Genomic DNA, 22,590 nt, shown 5'->3' with positions numbered 1-22,590 from the left:
ATGAGCACATCCCCTTCAGGCGCCTGGAGCCCATTGCGTAACACCACCTTCCGCATGCTGTGGATTGCCACCATCGCTTCCAACATCGGCACCTGGATGCATGAGGTAGGCGCCGGCTGGCTGATGACCACACTGTCGGCCAGCCCGTTGCATGTGGCGCTGATCCAGGTAGCCGGCTCGCTACCGATGTTCTTCCTCGCCCTGCCGGCCGGCGCGGCGGCGGATATCGTCGACAAGCGCCGTTACCTGTTGCTGGTGCAACTGTGGATGTCCGCGGTTGCCGTGGTGCTGGCGGCCCTGACCCTGCTCGGGCTGATGAGCGTCACCCTGCTGTTGGTGCTTACCCTGGCGCTGGGCATCGGCACGGCACTGATGATGCCGGCCTGGAGTGCGCTGACACCGGAGCTGGTAGGCAAGGACGACCTGGCCAACGCGGTGGCGCTGTCCAGTGTCGGTATCAATGTGTCGCGCGCCATCGGCCCGGCTTTGGCGGGCGTGGTGGTGAGCATGGTCGGCCCCTGGCTGACCTTCGCCCTGAATGCCATCTCGTTCGCCGGGGTGATTCTGGTGTTGTTCCTGTGGAAACGCGAGGTCAAGGAACCGCTGCTGCCGGCCGAGCGCTTCGTCGGCGCCATGCGCACCGGGCTGCGTTTCGCGCGCAGCGCCAAGCCCTTGCAAGCCGTGATACTACGCGCCTTGGCGTTCTTTTTCTGCGCCAGCGCCGGCACCTCGCTGCTGCCGCTGATCGTGCGTGGCGAGATGCATGGCACTGCCGCCGATTTCGGCTTGCTGCTGGCGGCCATCGGCATCGGTGCGGTGGCCGGCGCCACCTTGCTGCCACGCCTGCGCGAACGCATCAGCCGCGACCGCCTGGTACTGCTCGCCAGCCTGCTGTATGCCCTGTTCCTGCTGGCCCTGGCGCTGGTGCGCAATTTCTATGTGCTGCTGCCGGCGATGCTGCTCAGCGGCGCTGCCTGGATAGCTGTGTTGTCCAACCTGCAGGTGGCGGCGCAGACCTCGGTGCCGGCCTGGGTACGGGCGCGGGCGTTGTCGGTGTACATCCTGATCTTCTTTGGTGCCATGGCCAGTGGCGGGTTGCTGTGGGGCACGCTGGCCAGCCATGCAACGATCACCTTGAGCCTGCTGCTGGCCGCAGGTGGTTTGGCGCTGGGCACGCTGCTGACCTGCAAGGTGACGTTGCCGGAAACCGCAGCCGAGGAGCTGACTCCCTCACTGCATTGGCCAGTGCCGCTGCTGAGCGACGACATGGACAAGGAAAGCGGGCCGGTGATGGTCACCGTGGAGTACCACGTTGACCCGGCCAAGGCCGAGGCATTCCAGCAGGCAGCTCGGGAGCTGGAGGCGATGCGCAAGCGCAATGGCGCGTTGTCGTGGGGGTTGATGCGCGACAGTGCGGACCCGGCGTTGTGGCTGGAATTCTTCTTCGAGGAGTCGTGGCTGGAGCATTTGCGGCACCACCACCGGGTAACCCGGGGTGAGCTGAAGATCGAGGCCCGGGTGCGGATGCTGCAGACCGATGGGGTTGAGGTGAAGATTCGGCATCTGTTGGCGGGTGGGGAGCACAAGGCCCACCAATGATGTTGGCTTTTCCGGCCTCTTCGCGGGCTCGCCCGCTCCCACAGGGATCGCACAGAGCCTGAGGACTGGGGTGAACCTGTGGGAGCGGGCGAGCCCGCGAAGAGGCCAGCACTGAAGGAACAAAAAAGGGGGCCAATAACTGGCCCCCCTTTTCACATCAGCTCAGCTTAGAAAGCAAAGCACGAACAACCCAACGCCCCCCAGAAGCCCTGGTAGTCATTCACCGGCACGCTCGAATGCCGCGCCTTTTCATGGCTATGCGCATGCACCCCGCATGGCCCGCTGCACTGGTGCACGGCGGCTGCCAGCGATGGCGTGCCCACCCGCCAGTGGCCTGGCACCTTGGTCACCGGCGACCACTCCGGCAAGACTGGCACCTGAGGCGGGCCGAGCTTGTCGAATTCCGCCGCGCCATACACCACCTTGCCATCGACCACGGTCAACACCGACTCGATGCCCTTGATCGCCTCTTCATCAACACTGAAGAAGTCCAGCGACAGCGCCGCCAGATCGGCCAGCTGGCCCACCTTGATCTGGCCTTTCTTGCCCTGCTCGCTGGAGAACCAGGCGCTGCCCTGGGTGAACAGCTGCAGCGCGGTGTCACGGCTGAGGCCTTCCGGGTACAGCTCCATACCACCGACGGTCTTGCCGCTGACCAGCCAGTACAGCGAGGTCCACGGGTTGTAGCTGGATACGCGGGTGGCGTCGGTACCGGCGCCCACCGGCACGCCCATGTCGAGCATGCGCTTGATCGGCGGGGTCTGTTCGGCGGCTTTGGCGCCGTAGCGGTCGACGAAGTACTCACCCTGGAAGGCCATGCGGTCCTGGATGGCGATGCCGCCGCCCAGCGCACGCACGCGCTCGATGTTCTGCGGGGTGATGGTTTCGGCGTGGTCGAAGAACCACGGCAGGCCATTGAACGGGATGTCGCGGTTGACCTTTTCGAACACGTCGAGCATGCGCGTGATCGATTCGTTGTAGGTGGCGTGCAGGCGGAACGGCCAGCGCTGCTCGACCAGATGACGCACCACCGGCTCAAGCTCTTGTTCCATGGTCTGCGGCAGGTCAGGGCGCGGTTCGAGGAAGTCTTCGAAGTCGGCGGCGGAGAACACCAGCATTTCGCCGGCACCATTGTGGCGCAGGAAGTCGGTGCCGCTGTGCAGCTTGACGCTGGAGGTCCACTTGCGGAAGTCGTCCAGCTCTTCCTTGGGTTTCTGGGTGAACAGGTTGTAGGCAATGCGCACGGTCAGCTGGTTGTTGTCGGCCAGCTCCTGGATCACCTGATAGTCGTCCGGGAAGTTCTGGTAGCCACCACCGGCATCGATGGCGCTGGTCAGGCCCAGGCGGTTGAGCTCGCGCATGAACTGGCGGGTGGAGTTGACCTGGTATTCCAGCGGCAGCTTCGGCCCCTTGGCCAAGGTGGCGTAGAGGATCATCGCGTTGGGGCGGGCGATAAGCATGCCGGTCGGGTTGCCGAACTTGTCGCGCTGGATCTCGCCACCCGGTGGGTTGGGCGTGTCCTTGGTGTAACCGACGGCCTTGAGTGCGGCGCGGTTGAGCAGCGCGCGGTCATACAGGTGCAGCAGAAACACCGGGGTATCCGGCGCGGCCTGGTTGATTTCTTCCAGGGTGGGCATGCGCTTTTCGGCGAACTGGAACTCGTTCCAGCCACCGACCACGCGCACCCACTGCGGGGTGGGCGTACGTGCAGCCTGGTCCTTGAGCATGCGCAGGGCATCGGCCACCGACGGCACGCCTTCCCAGCGCAATTCCAGGTTGTAGTTCAGGCCACCACGGATCAGGTGCAGGTGCGAGTCGTTCAGGCCCGGGATGACCGTGCGTTGCTTGAGGTCGATGATCTGCGTGGTGGCGCCCTTGTGGGCCATGGCCTCGGCGTCGTTGCCCACGGCGATGAAGCGGCCATCCTTGATGGCAACGGCGGTCGCGGTGGGCTTTTCACGATCAACGGTGTGCAGTTTGCCGTTGAACAGAATGAGATCGGCGGTCATGGAACCTCCTTGGGTGGATGCGTGAGCGGAACCGGCGGAACCGGTAAAGGGCAATGCGGACCAGAACGCGCCGGCGGCACCGAGCACGGTACTGGTGGCGAGGAACTGGCGACGGGTCTTGTCGTTGCGGTCCTGGGACATGGGGTTCTCCGTCTGGGTGCGGCAGCGGCAGGCGCAACTGCGGAGCATGCCGTTTGGTGTAGGGGCAAGGCTTGGATGGATGTGCGGTGGGTTGTAGAAGGTTAGCCCTGATCAGGTTTTGTGCTGCCTGGGCTGGCCTCTTCGCGGCGGTTCGACGCCTCGACATGCCCGCTCCCACAGGACACCACCGGCCTTGAAGACTGTGGTAACCCCTGTGGGAGCGGGCGAGCCCGCGAATGCACCAGCACAGTTACTTCTGGAGGAACGCCAGCAAGTCCTCGTTCAGCTGCTGTGCATGAGTCACCGCAAACCCGTGCGGCGCCCCTGCATACACCTTCAGCTCAGCCCCGCGAATCAGTTCCGCCGCCAGCTTGCCGGTGGTCTCGAACGGCACGATCTGGTCATCGTCGCCGTGGATCACCAGGGTCGGCACATCGACCTTGGCCATGTCCGGACGGAAGTCGGTTTCGGAGAACGCGGTCACGCAATCCAGGGTGCCCTTGATCGATGCCATCAGCGCAATGTTCAGGGTCTGGGTCTGCACGCCCTGGGACACCTGCTGCCCATGGTTGATGCCATAGAACGGCGCAGCAAAATCGGCGATGAACTGCGCCCGGTCGGCACGCAGGCCGGCGCGGATGCCCTCGAATACCGACAGGTCGACGCCTTCAGGGTTGTCGTCACGCTTGCCGAACACCGGCGTTACCGCGCCCAGCAGTACCAGCCCGGCCACCCGCTCGCTGCCGTGGCGGGCGATGTAGCGGCTGACGTCACCGCCACCCATCGAGAAGCCCACCAAGGTCACGTCGCGCAGGTCGAGGTGCTCGATCAGCTGGGCGATGTCGTCGGCAAAGGTGTCGTAGTCGTAACCGCTCCACGGCTGGCTCGAACGGCCGAAACCACGGCGGTCGAAGGCGATGGCGCGGTAGCCGCGGCTGGCCAGGAATTCCATCTGCGAATCCCACATGTCGGCATCCAGTGGCCAGCCGTGGCTGAACAGCACCGGCTTGCCGCTGCCCCAGTCCTTGAAGTAGATCGAAGTGCCATCGCGGGTAACGAAGGTGCTCATGTCGGTATCTCCTTGAAAATGTCGAGGTAAAGGCCTGGCTCAGCCACGCAGCCAGTTGGCGCAGCGGCGGGTTACCCAAGGCATGATGTAGAACACCACGGGCAGGATGACGAACACATTGACGATCAGGTTGCCGGCAATCACACCGCCCAGCTGCGGAAAGCGTGCGAACAGCGGCGCCAGCAGTTGCGGAATGACCATGGTCATCGGGCAGATCACCAGGTAGGTCAGCAGCGCCTGCTTCCAGCGCGGCGGTTGCGCTGCCGTGGTGCCCGGGGTGCTATCAAGAACCTGGTGTTGCAGGCATACGGTTACCACTTCGCGGTTGTCTTGGAGTGCGGTGTTCATCAGCGTTCCTTGGGATGAGCTTGCCCGCATCCACTGTGCAACGGCGGACGGGCGCTGGATTGGACAGGTGTGCTGCCTTGCCGGGCACCGACTGGCGGTGCCCGGGGCGATCGGTTTACTTGCTGGCGTTGAAGGCGTTGTAGCTGGTGATCAGGTTGCGGTAGTCCGGGATGTGGTTGGAGCACAGCGCAGCCAGGCCTTCGATGTCGTTGCGCCAGTCGCGGTGCAGCTCGCAGGCCACGCCGAACCAGGTCATCAGTTGTGCGCCGGCCTGGCTCATGCGGTCATGGGCGGCGTCGCGGGTCATGGCGTTGAAGGTGCCGGAGGCATCGGTGACCACGAACACTTCGAACTCTTCTTCCAGGGCCGACAGCGCCGGGAAGGCTACGCACACTTCGGTCACCACGCCGGCAATGATCAGTTGCTTCTTGCCAGTGGCCTTCACCGCCTTGACGAAGTCCTCGTTGTCCCAGGCGTTGATCTGGCCTGGACGGGCGATGTACGGGGCGTCCGGGAACAGGGCTTTCAGCTCTGGCACCAGCGGGCCGTTCGGGCCTTGTTCGAAGCTGGTGGTGAGGATGGTCGGCAGGTTGAAGAACTTGGCCAGGTCGGCCAGGGCCAATACGTTGTTCTTGAAAGCGTCCGGCTCGATGTCACGGACCAGCGACAGCAGGCCAGCCTGGTGGTCGACCAGCAGTACGGCGGCGTCGTCTTTGTTCAGGCGGTTGTATTTGAAGTTGGTCATGGGGTAGCTCCTAAGGGTTTTGATTTTCAGTAAGTTGGGTGTTTCGCGTTGATGGGAGAAGATTAAAACCAACACATTTTCAGCGGTAGATAGCGGTTTTTGGCCCTAGCGTTCTGTTTAAGGAACGATAAATTGATGTTGGTCTCGCCGGCCTCTTCGCGGGCTTGCCCGCTCCCACAGTAGTTGTGCATAACTTGATGGATGTGCGATCCCTGTGGGAGCGGGCAAGCCCGCGAAGAGGCCGGCACAGGCTGTCATTGCCTGCCCGGCCAACCTGCTCTATTACTACCCACAGCCCTCCCTCACCCGAGACCACCATGCTGGCGTTCATCCAGTCATACCCGCTGTTGCTCGGCATCGCCCTGATCCTGCTCGACCTCGTGCTCTGGCAGCTCATTCCTCTGCAGCACCGGGCCTGGCGCATCGCCGCGCGGCTGGTGTTGTTCCTGCTGTTCAGCGCGGTGCTGATGGCAGCTGGCATGAGCCCGCTGCAACCGCCACCCTGGCCCGATGACGTCTCGCGCAACCTGCTCGCCACGGTACTGGCGATCGGCTGGTGGCTGTTCGGCGCACGCACGGTTACGGTGGTGTTCGGCCTGTTGCTGGTGGCCCGCGGCAGCCATGGCGGGCGTTTGCTGCAGGATGTGCTGGGGGCGCTGATCTTTCTGGCTGCCGTGGTCGCTGCCGCAGGCTATGTATTGCAGCTGCCGGTGAAGGGCCTGTTGGCCACGTCGGGGGTGATGGCCATCGTCATCGGCCTGGCGCTGCAAAGCACACTGGCCGACGTGTTCAGTGGCATCATCCTCAACACCACGCGGCCGTATCAGATTGGCGACTCGATCTCCATCGACAGCACCGAAGGCAAAGTGCTGGAAATCGACTGGCGTGCCACCCGCCTGCTCACCAGCAACGGCAGCCTGGCAGTGATCCCCAACTCGGTGGCGGCCAAGGCGCGGCTGCTCAACCACAGCCGCCCGGCCGATGTGCACGGGGTATCGATTACCGTGGTGGTGCCGGCCAAGGTGCGGCCCAAGCGGGTGTTCGATGCGCTGGAAAAGGCCTTGCAAGGCGTCAGTGCCATTCTTGCAAGCCCAAAACCAAAGGTGACGGTGAAAGCCTCGACGCTGGAATCAGTGGAGTACGAAGCCAGTGGCTTCGTGGCCGACGCAGGCGCCAAGGGCGACGCGCGCAACCAGCTGTTCGACCTGGCCCACCGGCACCTGGAGGCCAGCGGGGTAATGTGGAATGCCGACCTGGCCATGCCACCCCGCAGCCGCCAGCGCGAGGTGCTGGACGAGGTGCGGGTGTTCCGCTCGCTAAGCAGTGAAGAGCGCGATGCGCTGAGCCAGCGCATGACGGCGGTGGAATACCTGGCGGACCAGGTAATCCTGGGCGTGGGCGAGCATTCCGATCATTTGCTGGTGATTGGCAGCGGGGTGGTGTCGGCGTCGATTCGCGATGGCGACAGGCTGGTCGAGGCCGGGCGCATGGGGCCGGGTGAGGTGCTGGGTATCGAGGGGATCATCGACGAAGAGGAATCGCTGGCCGAGTTCCGCACGCTGACCGGTTGCGTGTTGTATCGGATCGACAAGGAACAGGTGAAGAGCTGCCTGGTGCAACGCGGCGATGTGCAGACGGCGTTGAGCAAGTTGCAGCGGTTTCGGCGGCAGAGCCGGGAGTCGTTGTTGCTGCAGAAGCCGGTTTCAATCAAGAAAGGCGGCTTCCTCAGCTGGCTGCACAAGTAAGCCTGTGCTGGCCTCTTCGCGGGCGCGCCCGCTCCCACATGTCCACCACAGCACTCACTGTGGGAGCGGGCATGCCCGCGAAGGGGCCAGTGCTTACAACACAACTCTCAGGCATTGCCCCGCGTGGTACAGCGAGAACCCGGACTCGTAGAACGCCGTCCGCAGCGAGGGCGCACTCACGCCCTTCATCGGCGAGAACGGGATCGGCAGGCTGCCCTCCTCCCCCTTCAGCAAGAACTCGGCGAACGCCCGGCCAATCACGGTCCCGGTGGTATTGCCCCGCCCGTTGTAGCCAGTCACTGCCACCAGCCCCGGCGCCGGTTCGAACAGGCGCATCAGGTGGTCTGGGGTGAAGTCGATGCAGCCGGTCCAGTGCATTTCCCACTCGACCTTTCCCAGTTCCGGGTAATAGTGGCTCTGGATCCGGTCGGCCCAGCTGCGCACGAACCATGCCGGCTTGTTGTCGACCCGGCCCAGGCTGCCGAGCAGCAGGCGGCCCTGGTCGTCGCGACGGATGCTGCTGAGCACGGTGCGGGTGTCCCAGGAGCCTTGGCCATGTGGCAGCACCTTGTCGGCTGCGGCGCCCTGCAAAGGCTTGGACGCTACCTGGTAGTAGTAGCCACGGAAAAACTGCTTCTGCAGGTTGCTCCAGTCGCCCTCGGTGTAGGCGCCGGTGGAAATCACCACCTTGTCGGCACGCACCGAACCACGCGCGGTCTTCACCCGCCAGGCATCACCGTCACGCTCCAGGCCTTCGACCGATGACTGCTGGTACAGCTTGCCACCCAAGCGCGCCACCGCTGCGGCCAGGCCCTGGGTGTAGCCCATGGGGTTGATGGTTCCGGCGCGGCGGTCGAGCAACGCGGCGGAGATCTTGTCGGTGCCGCAGTATTCCTGGCACTGGGCACCGGTCAGCAGCTCCACATCGGCACCACGGCGGCGCCATTGTTCGTGGCGGGCTTCGAGGTCGGCGATACCGGTGGCGTTATGCGCCATGTGCAGCGTGCCTTTGTGCTGGGCCTGGCAGTCGATGCCAAGGCGTTCGATCATGGCGAACACTTCGGCCGGGGCTTCGCCAAGCACCTTGTTCAGGCGGCTGCCCTGCTGCAGGCCGAGGGTGGCCTCGACATCGTCGGGGCGGATCCAGGTGCCGGCGTTGACCAGGCCGACGTTGCGCCCGGAGCCACCGTGACCGATCTTCCAGGCCTCCAGCAGGATCACCGACTTGCCCTGTTCGAGCAGGTGGATGGCCGCCGACAGGCCGGTAATGCCACCTCCGATCACGCAGACATCGGCCTTGTGCTCACCGGCCAGGGCCTGGGCGGCGACGCTCGGTTTGCTGACGAATTCCCACAAGCATTCTTGACGCAGTTCGGACATGGCCCGGCTCCAGCAATTTGTTCTTGTTGGGGCTGCTTTGCAGCCCATCGCCGGCAAGCCCGCTCCCACAGGGACCACACAGGCCTCAAGGGCAGTGGAGATCCTGTGGGAGCGGGCTTGCCCGCGAACCGGGGGCCATGCCCCCGGCCATGCAGCATCAACCGATCAGTCGAACACGATACCCTGCGCCAGCGGCAGCTCGCGCGAGTAGTTCACGGTGTTGGTCTGGCGACGCATGTAGCCTTTCCAGGCATCCGAACCAGACTCACGACCACCGCCAGTTTCCTTCTCGCCGCCGAACGCACCGCCGATCTCGGCGCCGCTGGTACCGATGTTGACGTTGGCGATGCCGCAGTCGCTGCCCGAGGCGCTCTGGAAGCGCTCGGCTTCACGGATGTCGGTAGTGAAAATGCACGACGACAGGCCTTGTGGCACTTCGTTGTTCAGGCGCAGGGCCTCTTCGAAGTCGTCGTAAGCCAGCACGTACAGAATCGGGGCGAAGGTTTCGTGGCGCACCACGTCGCTCTGGGCCGGCATTTCGGCAATGGCAGGCGACACGTAGTAGGCATTCGGATACTGGTCGGCCAGCTGACGCTCGCCACCAAACACTTGGCCACCTTCGTCGCGGGCCTTGGCCAGCGCGCCCTGCATGGCGTCGAACGACTGCTTGTCGATCAGCGGGCCCACCAGGTTGTCCTTGCGTGGGTCGCCGATGCGCACCTTGCCGTAGGCAGCTTTGACGCGGGCCACCACTTCGTCCTTGATCGAACGGTGCACGATCAGGCGGCGCAGGGTGGTGCAACGCTGGCCGGCGGTGCCGACGGCGGAGAACAGGATGCCACGCACGGCCAGGTCGAGATCGGCGCTCGGGGCCAGGATCATGGCGTTGTTGCCGCCCAGCTCGAGGATGCTGCGGCCGAAGCGGGCAGCCACACGCGGGCCGACTTCGCGCCCCATGCGGGTGCTGCCGGTGGCGCTGACCAGCGGTACGCGCGGGTCGTCGACCATGGCTTCGCCGGCTTCACGGCCACCGATCACCAGTTGTGCCAGGCCAGCCGGGGCATCGCCGAAGGCTTTCAGGGCTTTTTCGAACAGCGCCTGGCAGGCCAGGGCAGTCAGCGGGGTCTTCTCGGACGGTTTCCACACTACCGAGTTACCGGCGACCAGGGCCAGGGCGGTGTTCCAGGCCCAGACGGCAACCGGGAAGTTGAAGGCGCTGATCACACCGACCACGCCAAGCGGGTGCCAGGTTTCACGCATGTGGTGGCCAGGGCGCTCGGAAGCGATGGTCAGGCCGTACAGCTGGCGCGACAGACCGACGGCGAAGTCACAGATGTCGATCATTTCCTGCACTTCGCCCAGGCCTTCCTGGGTAATCTTGCCGGCTTCGATCGATACCAGCTCGCCGAGGTCGGCCTTGTGCTCACGCAGCACTTCACCGAACAGACGCACCAGCTCGCCACGACGTGGGGCCGGTACGCTGCGCCAGGCTTCGAAGGCGCTTTGGGCCTGATCGATGCGGGCGATGGTCTCGGGCTTGCCGAGCAGTTTCACCGAGGCGATCTGGCTGCCGTCGATCGGCGTGTGAACAGGGTAGTCGCCCTGGGTGTAAGCCTCGGCGGCAACGCCAAGGCGCTCGAGCAATCCAGCAACCATTTGTGCTTCTCCTACATCGGGTGATGGGGTGGAAAAATGATGTGGATCAGTATTAATCCGATCACATAGGTACAACAAACGACCTTTATTCCGCATATCATTCCGTCAGGTAATGATTTGAGCCGCAGAGACCGCTATGTCCAAACGCCTGGTGCCCTCCATGACCGCCCTGCAGTGCTTTGAAGCTGCAGCCCGCCATTTGAGCTTTACCCGTGCCGCCGAAGAGCTGCACCTGACCCAGAGTGCCGTCAGCAAGCAGGTGGCGCAGCTTGAAGACATGTTGCGCCACCACCTGTTCCTGCGTATCCGCCGCCGCCTGCAGCTGACACCGGCGGGCAGCCTGTACCTGGCCGAGGTCAACAAGATCCTCACGCAGGTGGATATGTCCAGCCGCTACGTACTTACCTACGGCGAGCAGACCGAGATACTTAAGGTAGCCACTCAACCGAGTTTTGGCGTGCGCTGGTTGATCCCGCACCTCAAGGGCTTTGGCAAGCGCTACAGCAATATCCACCTGGACATCCGCAACGAGATGGAGCCGTTCGCCCTGCTGCAGGGCTCGGCAGACGTGGTGTTCTTCTATGGCCAGGGCACGTGGCCGGGGGCCACCTGCGTGGAACTGTTCGGTGAAGAGGTGGTGCCGGTGTGTGCGCCGGAATTGCTGGCCGGGCGGGAGCTGGAGGGTGCCGAGGCGTTGGCCGGGCTGGTGCTGTTACAGAGCACCTCGCGGCCGGAGGCCTGGCACGAGTGGTTCCTGGAATTGGGTTTGCAGAGCGTCAGCGCCTACCACGGGCCGCGCTTCGATACGTTCTATATGGCCTTGAGCGCGGCACAGGCCGGGTGCGGGGTGGCGCTGGTGCCGCGTTACCTGGCGGCGAAGGAATTGGCGGAGGGGAGTTTGGTGGTGCCGTGGAACCATGCGATGCGCAGTGCCGGGGCGCATTACCTGGCGTATGCCGAGCATGCGGCGGAGGTGCCCAAAGTAAGGGCGTTGGTGGAATGGATTCGTGAGCAGTTATCGGCTTGAGGGCCTCTTCGCGGGCACGCCCGCTCCCACAAGGTACTGCATAAGGTTCAGACTGCGCACAGTCCCTGTGGGAGCGGGCGTGCCCGCGATAGGGCCCTTGAGGTCGATCAAAAAAGGAATGACACACTCACTTTTTTTCGCTTGTGAGGCGAGTGCATTCCCAGCTTTCATGTAAGCGTCCGAACCCAACCAGGAAGCTAGCGATGCCCGCCCAAGATTTCGTCAGCCCCGACAGCATCCGCGCGCAGTTCTCTGCCGCCATGTCGCTCATGTACAAACAGGAAGTGCCCCTGTACGGCACGTTGCTGGAGCTGGTGAGCGAAATCAACCAGCAAGTCATGGACCAGCAACCCGAGGTTGCCGAGGCCCTGCGCTGGACCGGCGAAATCGAGCGCCTGGACCAGGAACGCCATGGTGCCATCCGCGTCGGCACCGCGGCAGAGCTGGCCACCATCGCCCGGCTGTTCGCGGTCATGGGCATGCAGCCGGTCGGCTACTACGACCTCAGCTCGGCCGGCGTGCCGGTGCATTCCACCGCCTTCCGTGCGGTGCATGAGCAGTCGCTGCACGTTAGCCCGTTCCGCGTATTCACTTCGCTGCTGCGCCTGGAGCTGATCGACAACCCGCAACTGCGCGAGCTGGCAGAGAGCATTCTGGCCAAGCGCCAGATTTTCACCGCCCGCGCCCTTGAACTGATCGACCAATGCGAACGCGATGGTGGCCTGAATGCCACCGATGCCGAGGCGTTCGTGCAGGAAGCGCTGCACACCTTCCGCTGGCACCACGACGCCACCGTCACTGCCGAGCAGTACCAACAGTTGCACGACCAGCACCGCCTGATCGCCGATGTGGTGGCCTTCAAGGGCCCACACATCAACCACCTGACCCCACGCACCCTGGACATTGATGCGATCCAGCTCGGCATGCCGGCCAAGGGCATCCCGCCGAAGGCTGTGGTCGAAGGCCCGCCCACCCGCCGTCACCCGATCCTGCTGCGCCAGACCAGCTTCAAGGCCCTGCAGGAAAAGGTCGCGTTCAGCGGCCAGCAGGGCAGCGAAGGCAGCCACACCGCGCGCTTCGGCGAAATCGAGCAACGCGGCGCGGCGCTGACGCCGAAAGGTCGCCAGCTGTACGACAAGCTGCTCGACGCCACCCGCGCCGCCCTGGGTGGCGCCCCGGCCGAGGCCAATGCCGAACGCTACATGGCGTTGTTGCAGGACACCTTTGCCGAGTTCCCGGATGACCTGGCGCAGATGCGTGAGCAAGGGCTGGCCTACTTCCGCTACTTCGCCACCGAAAAAGGCCTGGCCGCGCGCGACCAGGATGACCGCCCGACCACACTGGAAGGGCTGATCGAGGCTGGCCATGTGCACTTCGAGGCGCTGGTGTACGAGGACTTCCTGCCAGTGAGTGCAGCGGGGATCTTCCAGTCCAACCTGGGTGACGATGCGCAGGCCGAGTATGGCAGCAACGCCAACCGCGACGCGTTCGAAGCGGCGCTGGGGCTGCAGGTGCAGGATGAGCTGGCGCTGTATGCGCAGAGCGAGCGCCGGTCGCTGCAAGCCTGTGCACAGGCGTTGAACCTGGGCTCGATGTAAGGCTCTGGGTCTCCTGCGCCGGCCTCTTCGCGGGCTTGCCCGCTCCCACAGGGACGGCATCTGCCTCAGGCCTGATGCGATCCTGTGGGAGCGGGCAAGCCCGCGAAGAGGCCGGCACAGGCGATCAGAGGGGCGGCAGGATTTCCACATCCGGCAAATCCATCGCCGCCACCTCTTCTTCCAGAAAATCGCTCAGCCGCCGCAACCGCTCGCCCCCCGGACGAGTGCGCGGCCACACCAGGTAATAATCCATCCCGCTAGGCACCGCCGTCGGCCAAGGCAAGCTCAAGCGCCCCTGCGCCACATCCTCGGCCACCATCAGCAAATCGCCCATGGAAATGCCATAGCCACGCGCCGCGGCAATCATGCCCAGCTCCAGGGTGTCGAACACCTGCCCGCCTTTGAGCGAAACCTTTTCACTCAGGCCCATTCGCTCCAGCCATTCCCGCCAGTCGCGCTTGTCCACCGTGGGGTGCAGCAATTCGATGCAGGCCAGCCGGCGCTCGTCCCAGGGTTGCTCGTCGAGCAGGTCAGGCGCACCCACGGGGATCAGCAACTCCGGGAACAACTTGCGCACTTCCCAGTCTGGCGGAAACACCCCGTCGCTGAGCAACACCGCGCAATCGAAAGGTTCCTGGTTGAAGTCCACATGGTCAACATCCATCCAGGCACTGGTCAGCTGCACTTCATTGCCAGGCTGCAAATGGCGAAAGCGGCTCAGGCGCGCCAGCAACCAGCGCATGGTCAGGGTCGAGGGGGCCTTCATGCGCAGGATGTCATCCTCACCGCGCAAGGTATCGCACGCCCGCTCCAGCGCAGCAAAGCCTTCGCGTACACCAGGCAGCAGCACCCGCGCCGCTTCGGTCAGTTGCAGGCTGCGGCCACTGCGCACGAACAGGCGGCAGGCAAAGTGCTCCTCCAGTGTGCGGATATGCCGGCTGACCGCGCTCTGGGTAATCGACAGCTCTTCACCGGCACGGGTGAAGGAGCTTAGCCGTGCGGCGGCTTCGAATGCGCGCAAGGCATACAGCGGGGGGAGCTGACGGGACATGGGGCACCTGCCATAAGGGGATGTGGAGCGAATCACCGAGAAGCATATATGCATGAGTCAGACTCATGCCAATGATCGCTTTTATCCTTTTGTGCAAAGTTGACCAAAGCCTCAGAATCGCCCTTCGTCGATCACCCCAGGAAAAGGACTGCCCCATGCATGTCGCGCCCACCACAGAACTCAAGGCTTTGCTGCGCCTGGCCGGGCCGCTGATCGCCTCGCAGCTGGCGCACATGCTGATGGTGCTGACCGATACCCTGATGATGGCCCGCATCAGCCCGCAAGCCCTGGCCGGTGGCGGGCTGGGCGCGGCGAGCTACTCGTTCGTGTCGATCTTCTGCCTGGGCGTGATCGCGGCGGTCGGCACCCTGGTGGCGATCCGCAAGGGCGCCAACGATATCGAGGGCGCCACCCGCCTGGCGCAGGGCGGCTTGTGGCTGGCCTGGGGCCTGGCCCTGTTCGCTGCGCTGGTGCTGTGGAACCTGGAGCCGGTGCTGCTGCTGTTCGGGCAAAAGCCCGAGAACGTTGCCTCGGCCGCCGAATTCCTCACCCTGCTGCCACTGGCCCTGCCCGGCTACCTGACCTTCATGGCCTTGCGCGGCTTCACCAGCGCGCTGGGCCGCTCGACCCCGGTGATGGTCATCAGCCTGGTCGGCACGGTGCTCAACTACCTGTTCAACGTGGCGTTGATCGAAGGCATGTTCGGCCTGCCCAAGCTGGGCCTGATGGGCATCGGCCTGGTCACTGCAGTGGTGTCGATGGGCATGGCCATCGCCTTGGCGCTGTATATCCGCTGGCACCCGGCGTATGCCGCCTACCCGCTGCGCAAGGGCCTGTCACGCCCGTCGCTGCCGGCACTGCGCGAGCTGTGGCGGCTGGGCCTGCCGATTGGCGGTACCTATATGGTGGAAGTCGGCCTGTTCGCCTTCGCCGCGCTGTGCATGGGCGTACTGGGCAGTACCGAACTGGCGGCGCACCAGATCGCCCTGCAGATCGTCTCCACGGCGTTCATGGTGCCGACCGGGTTGTCGTATGCGGTGACCATGCGCGTGGGGTTGTACTACGGCGCCGGCAACCTGCTGGCGGCGCGCAGCGCCGGGCGGGTGGGCATCGGCTTCGGGGCGATGATCATGTTTGCCTTCGCCGCGCTGTTCTGGCTGCTGCCCGATGCGCTGGTGGGGTTGTTCATCGACCGTGACGACCCGGCGTTTGCGGCGATCTTCCAGCTGGCGGTGCAGTTGCTGATGGTGGCGGCGTGGTTCGAGCTGTTCGATGGCATGCAGACGATTGCCATGGGCTCGATCCGCGGGCTGAAGGATGCCAAGACCACCTTCCTGATCGGGCTGGTGTGCTACTGGCTGGTGGGGGCGCCGAGTGCCTGGCTGTTCACCTTTACCTTGGGCGGTGGTGCGGTTGGGGTATGGTGGGGGCTGGCGTTGGGGCTGGCGTGTGCGGCGGTGGCGCTGACCTTTGGCTTCGAGTGGCGCATGAAGCGGCTTTTGGGTAAGGCCGGGATGGGTGGCGCGGCTACGGCTTCGGCCTGACTTGCGGGCCTCTTCGCGGGTAAACCCGCTCCCACAGGGACTGCGCAGGGTCTGAATCCTGTGCAAAGCCTGTGGGAGCGGGTTCACCCGCGAAAGGGCCCTAAAGGGCTGCGCCCAACTGGCAGCCGGTCGCCTGCAGCAAGAACTCCATCAACTCCCCCACCGGCAGCGGCTTGCTGACCAGGAACCCCTGCACCTGGTCACAACCAAACCCGCGCAACAACGCCATCTGCTCCTCACTCTCCACTCCCTCGGCCACCACTTCGAGGTTGAGGTTGTGCGCCAGGTTGATCATGGCGTGCACCAGCTTGCGGTTCTCCTCGCGCATTTCCATCTCCGCGACAAAGCTGCGGTCCACCTTGAGCAAGGTGATCGGCAGGCTGTTGAGGTGAACGAAGGAAGAGAAGCCGGTACCGAAATCATCGAGCGAAAAGCGCACCCCCAGGCGCCCCAGGGCGTCCATGGTCTGGCGTACCAGCTCGTTACGACGCATCACCGCCGTTTCGGTCAGTTCGAACTCCAGCCAGCGGGCATCCACGCCATGCTCGAGAATCAGGCGGCTCAGGGTTGCCAGCAGCTGGCTGTCCTGAAACTGGCGGAAGCTCAGGTTGACCGCCATGTGCAGCGGCTCCAGCCCGCGCTCGCACAGCGCCTGCATGTCACGCAGGGCACGGGAAATCACCCAGTAGCCCAGCGGCACGATCAGGCCGCTCTGCTCGGCCAGCGGCACAAACTCGCTGGGCGGCAGCAGGCCGCGCTCGGCATGCCGCCAGCGCACCAGCGCTTCGAGGCCGACGATACGCCCGTCCGCCAGGTTCAACCGCGGTTGGTAGTGCAGCTCCAGCTCGTCACGACGCAGGGCGCGGCGCAGTTCGCTTTCCAGGTCGGCCAGGCTGCGGGCGTTGCGGTTGATGCGTTCGTTGAACACATGGAAGGTGCAACCCTGGCTGCCCTTGGCCTGGCGCATGGCGATGTGCGCGTGCCACATCAGTGGGTCGGCGCCACTCTGGGCACGGGCATGGGCCAGCCCCAGGCTGCAACCCAGCAGCAGGCTTTCGCCGTCGATCCAGTAGGGTTCGGCCAACGCCTCGACAATCCGCTCGGCAATCCATTCGGCACGGTTGGCGTCGCGACGGGTGTCGATCAGCAGGGCGAACTCGTCGCTACCCAGGCGCGCCAGCTGGTCGCCCGCCTCCAGTTGCTGTTTCAGGCGTGCCACCACCTGCAGGATCAGCCGATCGCCGCTCTGGTGACCGAGGGCATCGTTGACGTGGCGGAAGTTGTCCAGGTCCAGATGGCCGAGGGCAACGCCGCGGCCTTCGTTCTCGGCCAGACGCGCGGTCAGCAGAGCCTGGAAGCCCTGGCGGTTGGCGATACCGGTCAACGGGTCCTGCTCGGCCAGGCGCTGCAGGGTGGCCACCAGTACGCCGCGCTCGCGCACGTGGCGCAGCGAACGGCGCAAAGTATCGGTATCAAGGCGGTCACGCACCAACCAGTCGCTAACGGCACTGGGCGCTACCTGGGGCTCGTGGTCAAGCAGCAGGATGGTCGGCAGCTCGCAGCGTCCGGGCGCCGGTTGCAGCGCTGGCGTCGCCAGCACGACGGCCTGGCGATCCTGGCTGAACAGGCTGTCGACCGACTCCCAGTTCGGTGCAGTCAGCAGCACCGCAGTGCCACCCAGGTCAGGCATGCAGGCGTGCAACAGGGCGGCCCATTCCGGCTCATCGGCCAACAGCAGCAAACGCAACGGTTCGACAGGCGTGGACAAGCGGGCTCCTTAGGGCTTTACGGTGCAACGGGACTGCCAGGTATGCTACTGCATTAAATGAAAATGCTTTTCACTTTAATACATGTATCTGCGCGCGTAGCATCCCGACGTATTTTGTCGTGCATCCTGCGCGAAACTGCGCTTGCCGGCAAATCCCGTTTACATATTTGACTCAGACGTCAGACGGTCGCGCCACAACTGCCCCATGCCTGTTAGAATGCGCGGCTATTTTCTGGCGACCCCCGGTTTCTAGCATGTCCCGACTCAATCCCCGGCAGCAGGAAGCCCGTGACTATGTCGGCGGCCCTCTTTTGGTGCTCGCCGGTGCAGGTTCGGGCAAGACCAGCGTGATCACGCGCAAGATTGCCCACCTCATCCAGAACTGCGGCATCCGCGCCCAGTACATCGTGGCGATGACCTTCACCAACAAGGCCGCCCGCGAGATGAAGGAACGGGTAGCGACCCTGCTGCGTCCGGGGGAAGGCCGTGGCCTTACGGTCTGCACCTTCCACAACCTGGGCCTGAACATCATTCGCAAGGAGCACGAGCGCCTGGGCTACAAGCCGGGTTTCTCGATCTTCGACGAGTCCGACATCAAGGCGTTGCTGTCGGACATCATGCAGAAGGAATACTCCGGCGACGACGGCATCGACGAGATCAAGAACATGATCGGTGCCTGGAAGAACGACCTGATCCTGCCCGCCGAGGCACTGGAGAAAGCGCGTAACCCGCGTGAGCAGACCGCCGCCATCGTCTACACCCATTACCAGCGCACGCTCAAGGCGTTCAATGCGGTGGACTTCGACGACCTGATCCTGCTGCCGGTCAAGCTGTTCCAGGAGCACCCCGACGTGCTGGAGCGCTGGCAGAACCGCGTGCGCTACCTGCTGGTGGACGAGTACCAGGACACTAACGCCAGCCAGTATCTGCTGGTAAAGATGCTGATCGGCATGCGCAACCAGTTCACCGTGGTGGGCGACGACGACCAGTCGATCTATGCCTGGCGTGGCGCCCGGCCGGAAAACCTGATGCTGCTCAAGGAGGACTACCCCTCCCTGAAAGTGGTGATGCTGGAGCAGAACTACCGCTCGACCAGTCGCATTCTGCGCTGCGCCAACGTGCTGATCGCCAACAACCCGCACGCGTTCGAGAAGCAGCTGTGGAGCGAGATGGGCGTGGGCGACGAGATCCGCGTGATCCGCTGCAAGAACGAGGAAGCCGAGGCCGAACGCGTGGCCATGGAAATCCTCACCCTGCACCTGCGCACCAACCGCCCGTACAGCGACTTTGCCATCCTCTACCGCGGCAACTACCAGGCCAAACTGATCGAACTGAAGCTACAGCACCACCAGGTGCCGTATCGCCTGTCGGGCGGCAACAGCTTCTTCGGCCGCCAGGAGGTCAAGGACCTGATGGCCTACCTGCGCCTGCTGGTGAACCCGGACGATGACAACGCCTACCTGCGGGTGATCAACGTACCGCGCCGCGAAATCGGCTCCACCACCCTGGAAAAGCTTGGCAACTACGCCACCGAGCGCGGCATTTCGATGTACGCCGCCAGCGAGGAGCTGGGCCTGGGCGAGCATCTGGATGCCCGCTACACCGAGCGTTTGCAGCGCTTCAAGCATTGGCTGGACGGGGTGCGCCACAAGGTCGCCCTGGAAGACCCGATTGCCGCGCTGCACGAGATGATCCGCGATATCGACTACGAGAACTGGATCCGCCAGCAGACCGCCAGCGACAAGGCGGCCGAGTTCCGCATCAGCAACGTCTGGTTCCTGGTCGAAGCGCTGAAGAACACCCTCGAAAAGGATGAAGAGGGTGACATGACCATCGAAGACGCCATCGGCAAGCTGGTGCTGCGTGACATGCTTGAGCGCCAGCAGGAAGAGGAAGAGAACGCCGAAGGTGTGCAGATGATGACCCTGCATGCCTCCAAGGGCCTGGAGTTCCCCTACGTGTTCATCATGGGCATGGAAGAGGAAATCCTCCCGCACCGCTCCAGCATCGAGGCCGACACCATCGAAGAGGAACGCCGCCTGGCCTACGTGGGAATTACCCGCGCACGCCAGACCCTGGCCTTCACCTTCGCCGCCAAGCGCAAGCAGTACGGCGAAATCATCGACTGCACGCCCAGCCGTTTCCTCGACGAACTGCCGCCGGACGACCTTGCCTGGGAAGGCCTGGACGATGCACCGGTCGAGGTAAAGGCCGCACGGGGCAACAACGCCCTGGCCGATATCCGGGCAATGCTCAAACGCTGATCAACCATTACTCTTTAACTTTGCCGCTATGTGCGGCCACCTTTGTTACATCGAGGAATACCACAGTGGAAGCACTGCATCAGAAGATTCGCGAAGAAGGCATCGTGCTTTCCGATCAGGTTCTAAAAGTCGATGCGTTTCTCAACCACCAGATCGACCCTGCACTGATGCAGCTGATCGGTGACGAGTTCGCCCGTCTGTTCGCCGACGCGGGCGTGACCAAGATCGTCACTATCGAGGCTTCGGGCATCGCCCCGGCGGTGATGACCGGCCTGAAGCTGGGTGTGCCGGTGATCTTCGCCCGCAAGCACCAGTCGCTGACCTTGACCGAGAACCTGCTGACCGCTTCGGTGTATTCCTTTACCAAGCAGACCGAGAACACCGTTGCCATCTCGCCGCGCCACCTCAACAGCAGCGACCGCGTGCTGGTGATCGACGACTTCTTGGCCAACGGCAAGGCGTCGCAGGCACTGATTTCGATCATCAAGCAGGCCGGCGCCACCGTCGCCGGCCTGGGTATCGTGATCGAGAAGTCGTTCCAGGGCGGCCGTGCCGAGCTGGACAGCCAGGGCTACCGCGTTGAATCGCTGGCCCGGGTGAAGTCGCTGGAAGGTGGTGTGGTGACCTTCATCGAGTAATCGCGGCGCCTGCTTCGCGGGCACGCCCGCTCCCACCGGTACACCACAGATTTCAGGACCTGTGTTGGCCCTGTGGGAGCGGGCATGCCCGCGAATGGCCTCAACCCTCTCTATCTGGCAGCCGCCAACCCCGCCAGCAACAGCCGCTGGTACAGCTCTTCCTTCAGCCCCTGCGGCTGATCCAGCTGCATCCGCGCCAGATGCCGCTCATACCCCTCCGGCCCCGGCGCATCCAGCGCTGCCTTGCCCAGCTCCAGCACCTCGCTCAGCTTGAACTTGCTCTTCAGCCAGTTCAGCGCCCGCAACAAATCCTGCTCTTCAGCCGTAAAGTCCGTACCCAGCGGATACTCCGGGAACAATCGCGCATACCGCGCCCTGATCGCTTCCAGGCGCTGCGGCGTGTTGTCGGTAAAGCGCGCCTCCAGTTGGAAATCCCTGGCCAGCTTGCCGGCATCCTTTGCCTGTTCGATCAGCCCTTGCTGGAACCGCGAGTCGCACACCGCCAGCAACCGCGCAATCACCTCGCTGTCGGTCTGCCCACGCAGGTCGGCAATGCCATACTCGGTCACCACGATATCGCGCAGGTGCCGGGGGATGGTGCAGTGGCCATAGTTCCAGAACAGGTTCGAGGTCACCTCCCCGCCCGCCTCACGCCAGCTGCGCAGCAGCAGGACCGAACGCCCGCCCTCCAGCGCATGGCCCTGGACGACGAAGTTGAACTGCCCACCCACGCCGCTGAGCACGCGACCGTCTTCCAGCTGGTCGGCCACCCCGGCACCGAGCAGGGTCATGCCGAACACCGTGTTGATGAAGCGCGCATCGCGGCGCTGTCGGCGTTTGAGTTCCTCCTGCCCGTACAGCTCGTTGATGAAGCTGATACGCGTCATGGCAAACCTTGCGCGCTGTTCCAGCGGCATGTCGCGCAGGCGCTGGTAGAACGCCTGCGGGCCGAGGAAGAAGCCGCCATGCAGTAACGCGCCCTGCTCATCCGCCGGGCGTCGCAACAGGCCTGCCTCGGCCAGCACCAGCAAGCCGTTGACGAACATCTCGCTGCAGCCATACAGGCCTTGAGCGAAGGTATCCAGGCCCCCTTCCCGCTCGATCAGCGCCTGCCAGGGGCCGACATCCAGCGCATTGAGCACCGCACGGTAGCCCGCGTTATCGCCCTGGCGCGCCAGCAATGCCGCGGCGATCGCATCGCCCATGGCACCAATGCCGATCTGCAGCGTACCGCCGTCACGCACCAGGCTGCTGGCGTGCAGGCCTATGCAATGGTCCTGGGTGTTGACCGGCATGTTTGGCGTGGAGAACAGGCGGCGCTGCTCGGCTGAGTCGATCAGCAGGTCGAACGTATCGATGGGTAGCTCGGCGTCGCCCGGCATGTAAGGCAGCTCTGCATGCACCTGGCCGAGCATGAGGATGGTCTCGCCGGCGGCACGGCGCTTGGCGATCATCGGCAGCAGGTCGAGGGTGATGTCGGGGTTGCAGGCCAGGCTCAGGTGCACAGGTTTCTCGGGGGTGGCAGCAACCAGCTGGGCGACCAGGTTCAGGCCCTTGGCGTTGATGTCGCGCGCGGCATGGCTGTAGTTGCTGCTGACGTAGTCCTGCTGGGCCGATTCGCTGTGCAGCAGGCTGCCCGGCTGCATGAAGAACTGTTCGACACGGATGTTCGGCGGCAGGCTGTCGTTACGCAGGTCGGCGAGGTAGGCGAGTTCTTCGTAATCGGCGAACACGCGCTCGACGAAGGGTTCGACAAAGCGCCGTTGCAGGCCATCGCCCAGTGGCGGGCGGCCGAGGGACAAGGCCGTGTAGATGGTCAGCTGCCGCTCCGGTAGCTCGCGCACGCGGGCATAGAGCGCATTGACGAAGGCGTTGGGCTTGCCCAGGCCCAGCGGCAGGCCCATGTGAATGTGAGCTGGCAGGCGCGCCAGGACTTGCTCGACAGCCTGGTCGATGGAGCAGAGGTGCATCGGGGCCTCCTGAGACATCCATGGGTTCAGGGGTTGGA

General features: G+C 64.1%; 16 protein-coding genes. 7 read left to right on the top strand and 9 right to left on the bottom strand.

Annotated elements, in window-relative coordinates; all coding sequences use genetic code 11:
• A complete protein-coding gene (locus CAF70_RS01200) occupies nt 1-1,599 on the top strand; it encodes an MFS transporter (protein WP_085621547.1) in 1,599 nt (532 codons plus the stop codon).
• 167 nt (nt 1,600-1,766) lie between these two features.
• On the opposite strand, the gene CAF70_RS01195 is transcribed toward CAF70_RS01200, so the two are convergent.
• The 4 genes from CAF70_RS01195 to ycaC all read right to left on the bottom strand — a co-directional run bounded on the left by CAF70_RS01195 (nt 1,767) and on the right by ycaC (nt 5,911).
• Nucleotides 1,767-3,608 carry an amidohydrolase gene (locus tag CAF70_RS01195; protein WP_178076338.1) on the bottom strand — a complete coding sequence of 614 codons (1,842 nt, stop codon included), beginning with the start codon at nt 3,606-3,608 and terminating at the stop codon, nt 1,767-1,769.
• A 391-nt stretch (nt 3,609-3,999) separates the two neighbouring features.
• Nucleotides 4,000-4,818, bottom strand: coding sequence for an alpha/beta fold hydrolase (locus tag CAF70_RS01190; protein ID WP_085621545.1), 819 nt, complete (start codon nt 4,816-4,818; stop codon nt 4,000-4,002).
• 39 nt (nt 4,819-4,857) lie between these two features.
• On the bottom strand, nt 4,858-5,166 hold the full coding sequence (locus CAF70_RS01185) for a hypothetical protein (protein ID WP_085621544.1): 309 nt from the start codon (nt 5,164-5,166) through the stop codon (nt 4,858-4,860).
• Between the two features lie 115 nt (nt 5,167-5,281).
• Entirely contained in the window at nt 5,282-5,911 is a 630-nt protein-coding gene (gene ycaC, locus CAF70_RS01180; protein WP_015272313.1) for an isochorismate family cysteine hydrolase YcaC, read from the bottom strand.
• A gap of 317 nt (nt 5,912-6,228) precedes the next feature.
• On the opposite strand from ycaC, the gene CAF70_RS01175 reads away from it, so the two are divergent.
• Complete coding sequence (locus tag CAF70_RS01175) at nt 6,229-7,656, top strand: mechanosensitive ion channel family protein (RefSeq protein WP_085621543.1); 1,428 nt, start codon at nt 6,229-6,231, stop codon at nt 7,654-7,656.
• A 93-nt stretch (nt 7,657-7,749) separates the two neighbouring features.
• On the opposite strand, the gene CAF70_RS01170 is transcribed toward CAF70_RS01175, so the two are convergent.
• Both CAF70_RS01170 and CAF70_RS01165 read right to left on the bottom strand, forming a co-directional pair.
• Nucleotides 7,750-9,036 carry an FAD-binding oxidoreductase gene (locus CAF70_RS01170; RefSeq protein ID WP_085621542.1) on the bottom strand — a complete coding sequence of 429 codons (1,287 nt, stop codon included), beginning with the start codon at nt 9,034-9,036 and terminating at the stop codon, nt 7,750-7,752.
• Between the two features lie 165 nt (nt 9,037-9,201).
• Nucleotides 9,202-10,692 (bottom strand): aldehyde dehydrogenase family protein, encoded by a 1,491-nt coding sequence (locus tag CAF70_RS01165; RefSeq protein ID WP_085621541.1) that lies wholly within the window; start codon nt 10,690-10,692, stop codon nt 9,202-9,204.
• Between the two features lie 136 nt (nt 10,693-10,828).
• On the opposite strand from CAF70_RS01165, the gene CAF70_RS01160 reads away from it, so the two are divergent.
• Both CAF70_RS01160 and CAF70_RS01155 read left to right on the top strand, forming a co-directional pair.
• Entirely contained in the window at nt 10,829-11,719 is an 891-nt protein-coding gene (locus tag CAF70_RS01160; RefSeq protein WP_085621540.1) for a LysR family transcriptional regulator, read from the top strand.
• A 203-nt stretch (nt 11,720-11,922) separates the two neighbouring features.
• Entirely contained in the window at nt 11,923-13,317 is a 1,395-nt protein-coding gene (locus CAF70_RS01155; RefSeq protein ID WP_085621539.1) for a VOC family protein, read from the top strand.
• A 124-nt stretch (nt 13,318-13,441) separates the two neighbouring features.
• On the opposite strand, the gene CAF70_RS01150 is transcribed toward CAF70_RS01155, so the two are convergent.
• A complete protein-coding gene (locus CAF70_RS01150) occupies nt 13,442-14,368 on the bottom strand; it encodes a LysR substrate-binding domain-containing protein (protein WP_085621538.1) in 927 nt (308 codons plus the stop codon).
• A 155-nt stretch (nt 14,369-14,523) separates the two neighbouring features.
• Here CAF70_RS01150 and CAF70_RS01145 point away from each other — a divergent pair, with 155 nt between their 5' ends.
• On the top strand, nt 14,524-15,912 hold the full coding sequence (locus CAF70_RS01145) for a NorM family multidrug efflux MATE transporter (protein ID WP_085621537.1): 1,389 nt from the start codon (nt 14,524-14,526) through the stop codon (nt 15,910-15,912).
• 100 nt (nt 15,913-16,012) lie between these two features.
• Here CAF70_RS01145 and CAF70_RS01140 read toward each other — a convergent pair whose 3' ends face one another.
• A complete protein-coding gene (locus CAF70_RS01140; protein ID WP_085621536.1) occupies nt 16,013-17,680 on the bottom strand; it encodes a bifunctional diguanylate cyclase/phosphodiesterase in 1,668 nt (555 codons plus the stop codon).
• A 254-nt stretch (nt 17,681-17,934) separates the two neighbouring features.
• Between CAF70_RS01140 and rep the strand changes: the two genes are divergently transcribed.
• Together rep and CAF70_RS01130 are read left to right on the top strand one after the other, a co-directional pair.
• Nucleotides 17,935-19,944 carry a DNA helicase Rep gene (rep, locus tag CAF70_RS01135; RefSeq protein WP_085621535.1) on the top strand — a complete coding sequence of 670 codons (2,010 nt, stop codon included), beginning with the start codon at nt 17,935-17,937 and terminating at the stop codon, nt 19,942-19,944.
• A gap of 65 nt (nt 19,945-20,009) precedes the next feature.
• Entirely contained in the window at nt 20,010-20,582 is a 573-nt protein-coding gene (locus tag CAF70_RS01130) for a xanthine phosphoribosyltransferase (RefSeq protein ID WP_009683322.1), read from the top strand.
• Nucleotides 20,583-20,692: 110 nt separating this feature from the next.
• Here the strand turns inward: CAF70_RS01130 and CAF70_RS01125 are convergent, their stop codons facing one another.
• A complete protein-coding gene (locus CAF70_RS01125; RefSeq protein ID WP_085621534.1) occupies nt 20,693-22,552 on the bottom strand; it encodes an acetyl-CoA hydrolase/transferase C-terminal domain-containing protein in 1,860 nt (619 codons plus the stop codon).
• Nucleotides 22,553-22,590: the final 38 nt, after the last annotated feature.

Source organism: Pseudomonas sp. B19(2017), from assembly GCF_002113165.1.
Taxonomy (GTDB): domain Bacteria; phylum Pseudomonadota; class Gammaproteobacteria; order Pseudomonadales; family Pseudomonadaceae; genus Aquipseudomonas.
This window is presented reverse-complemented; position numbering and strand designations above follow the sequence as displayed.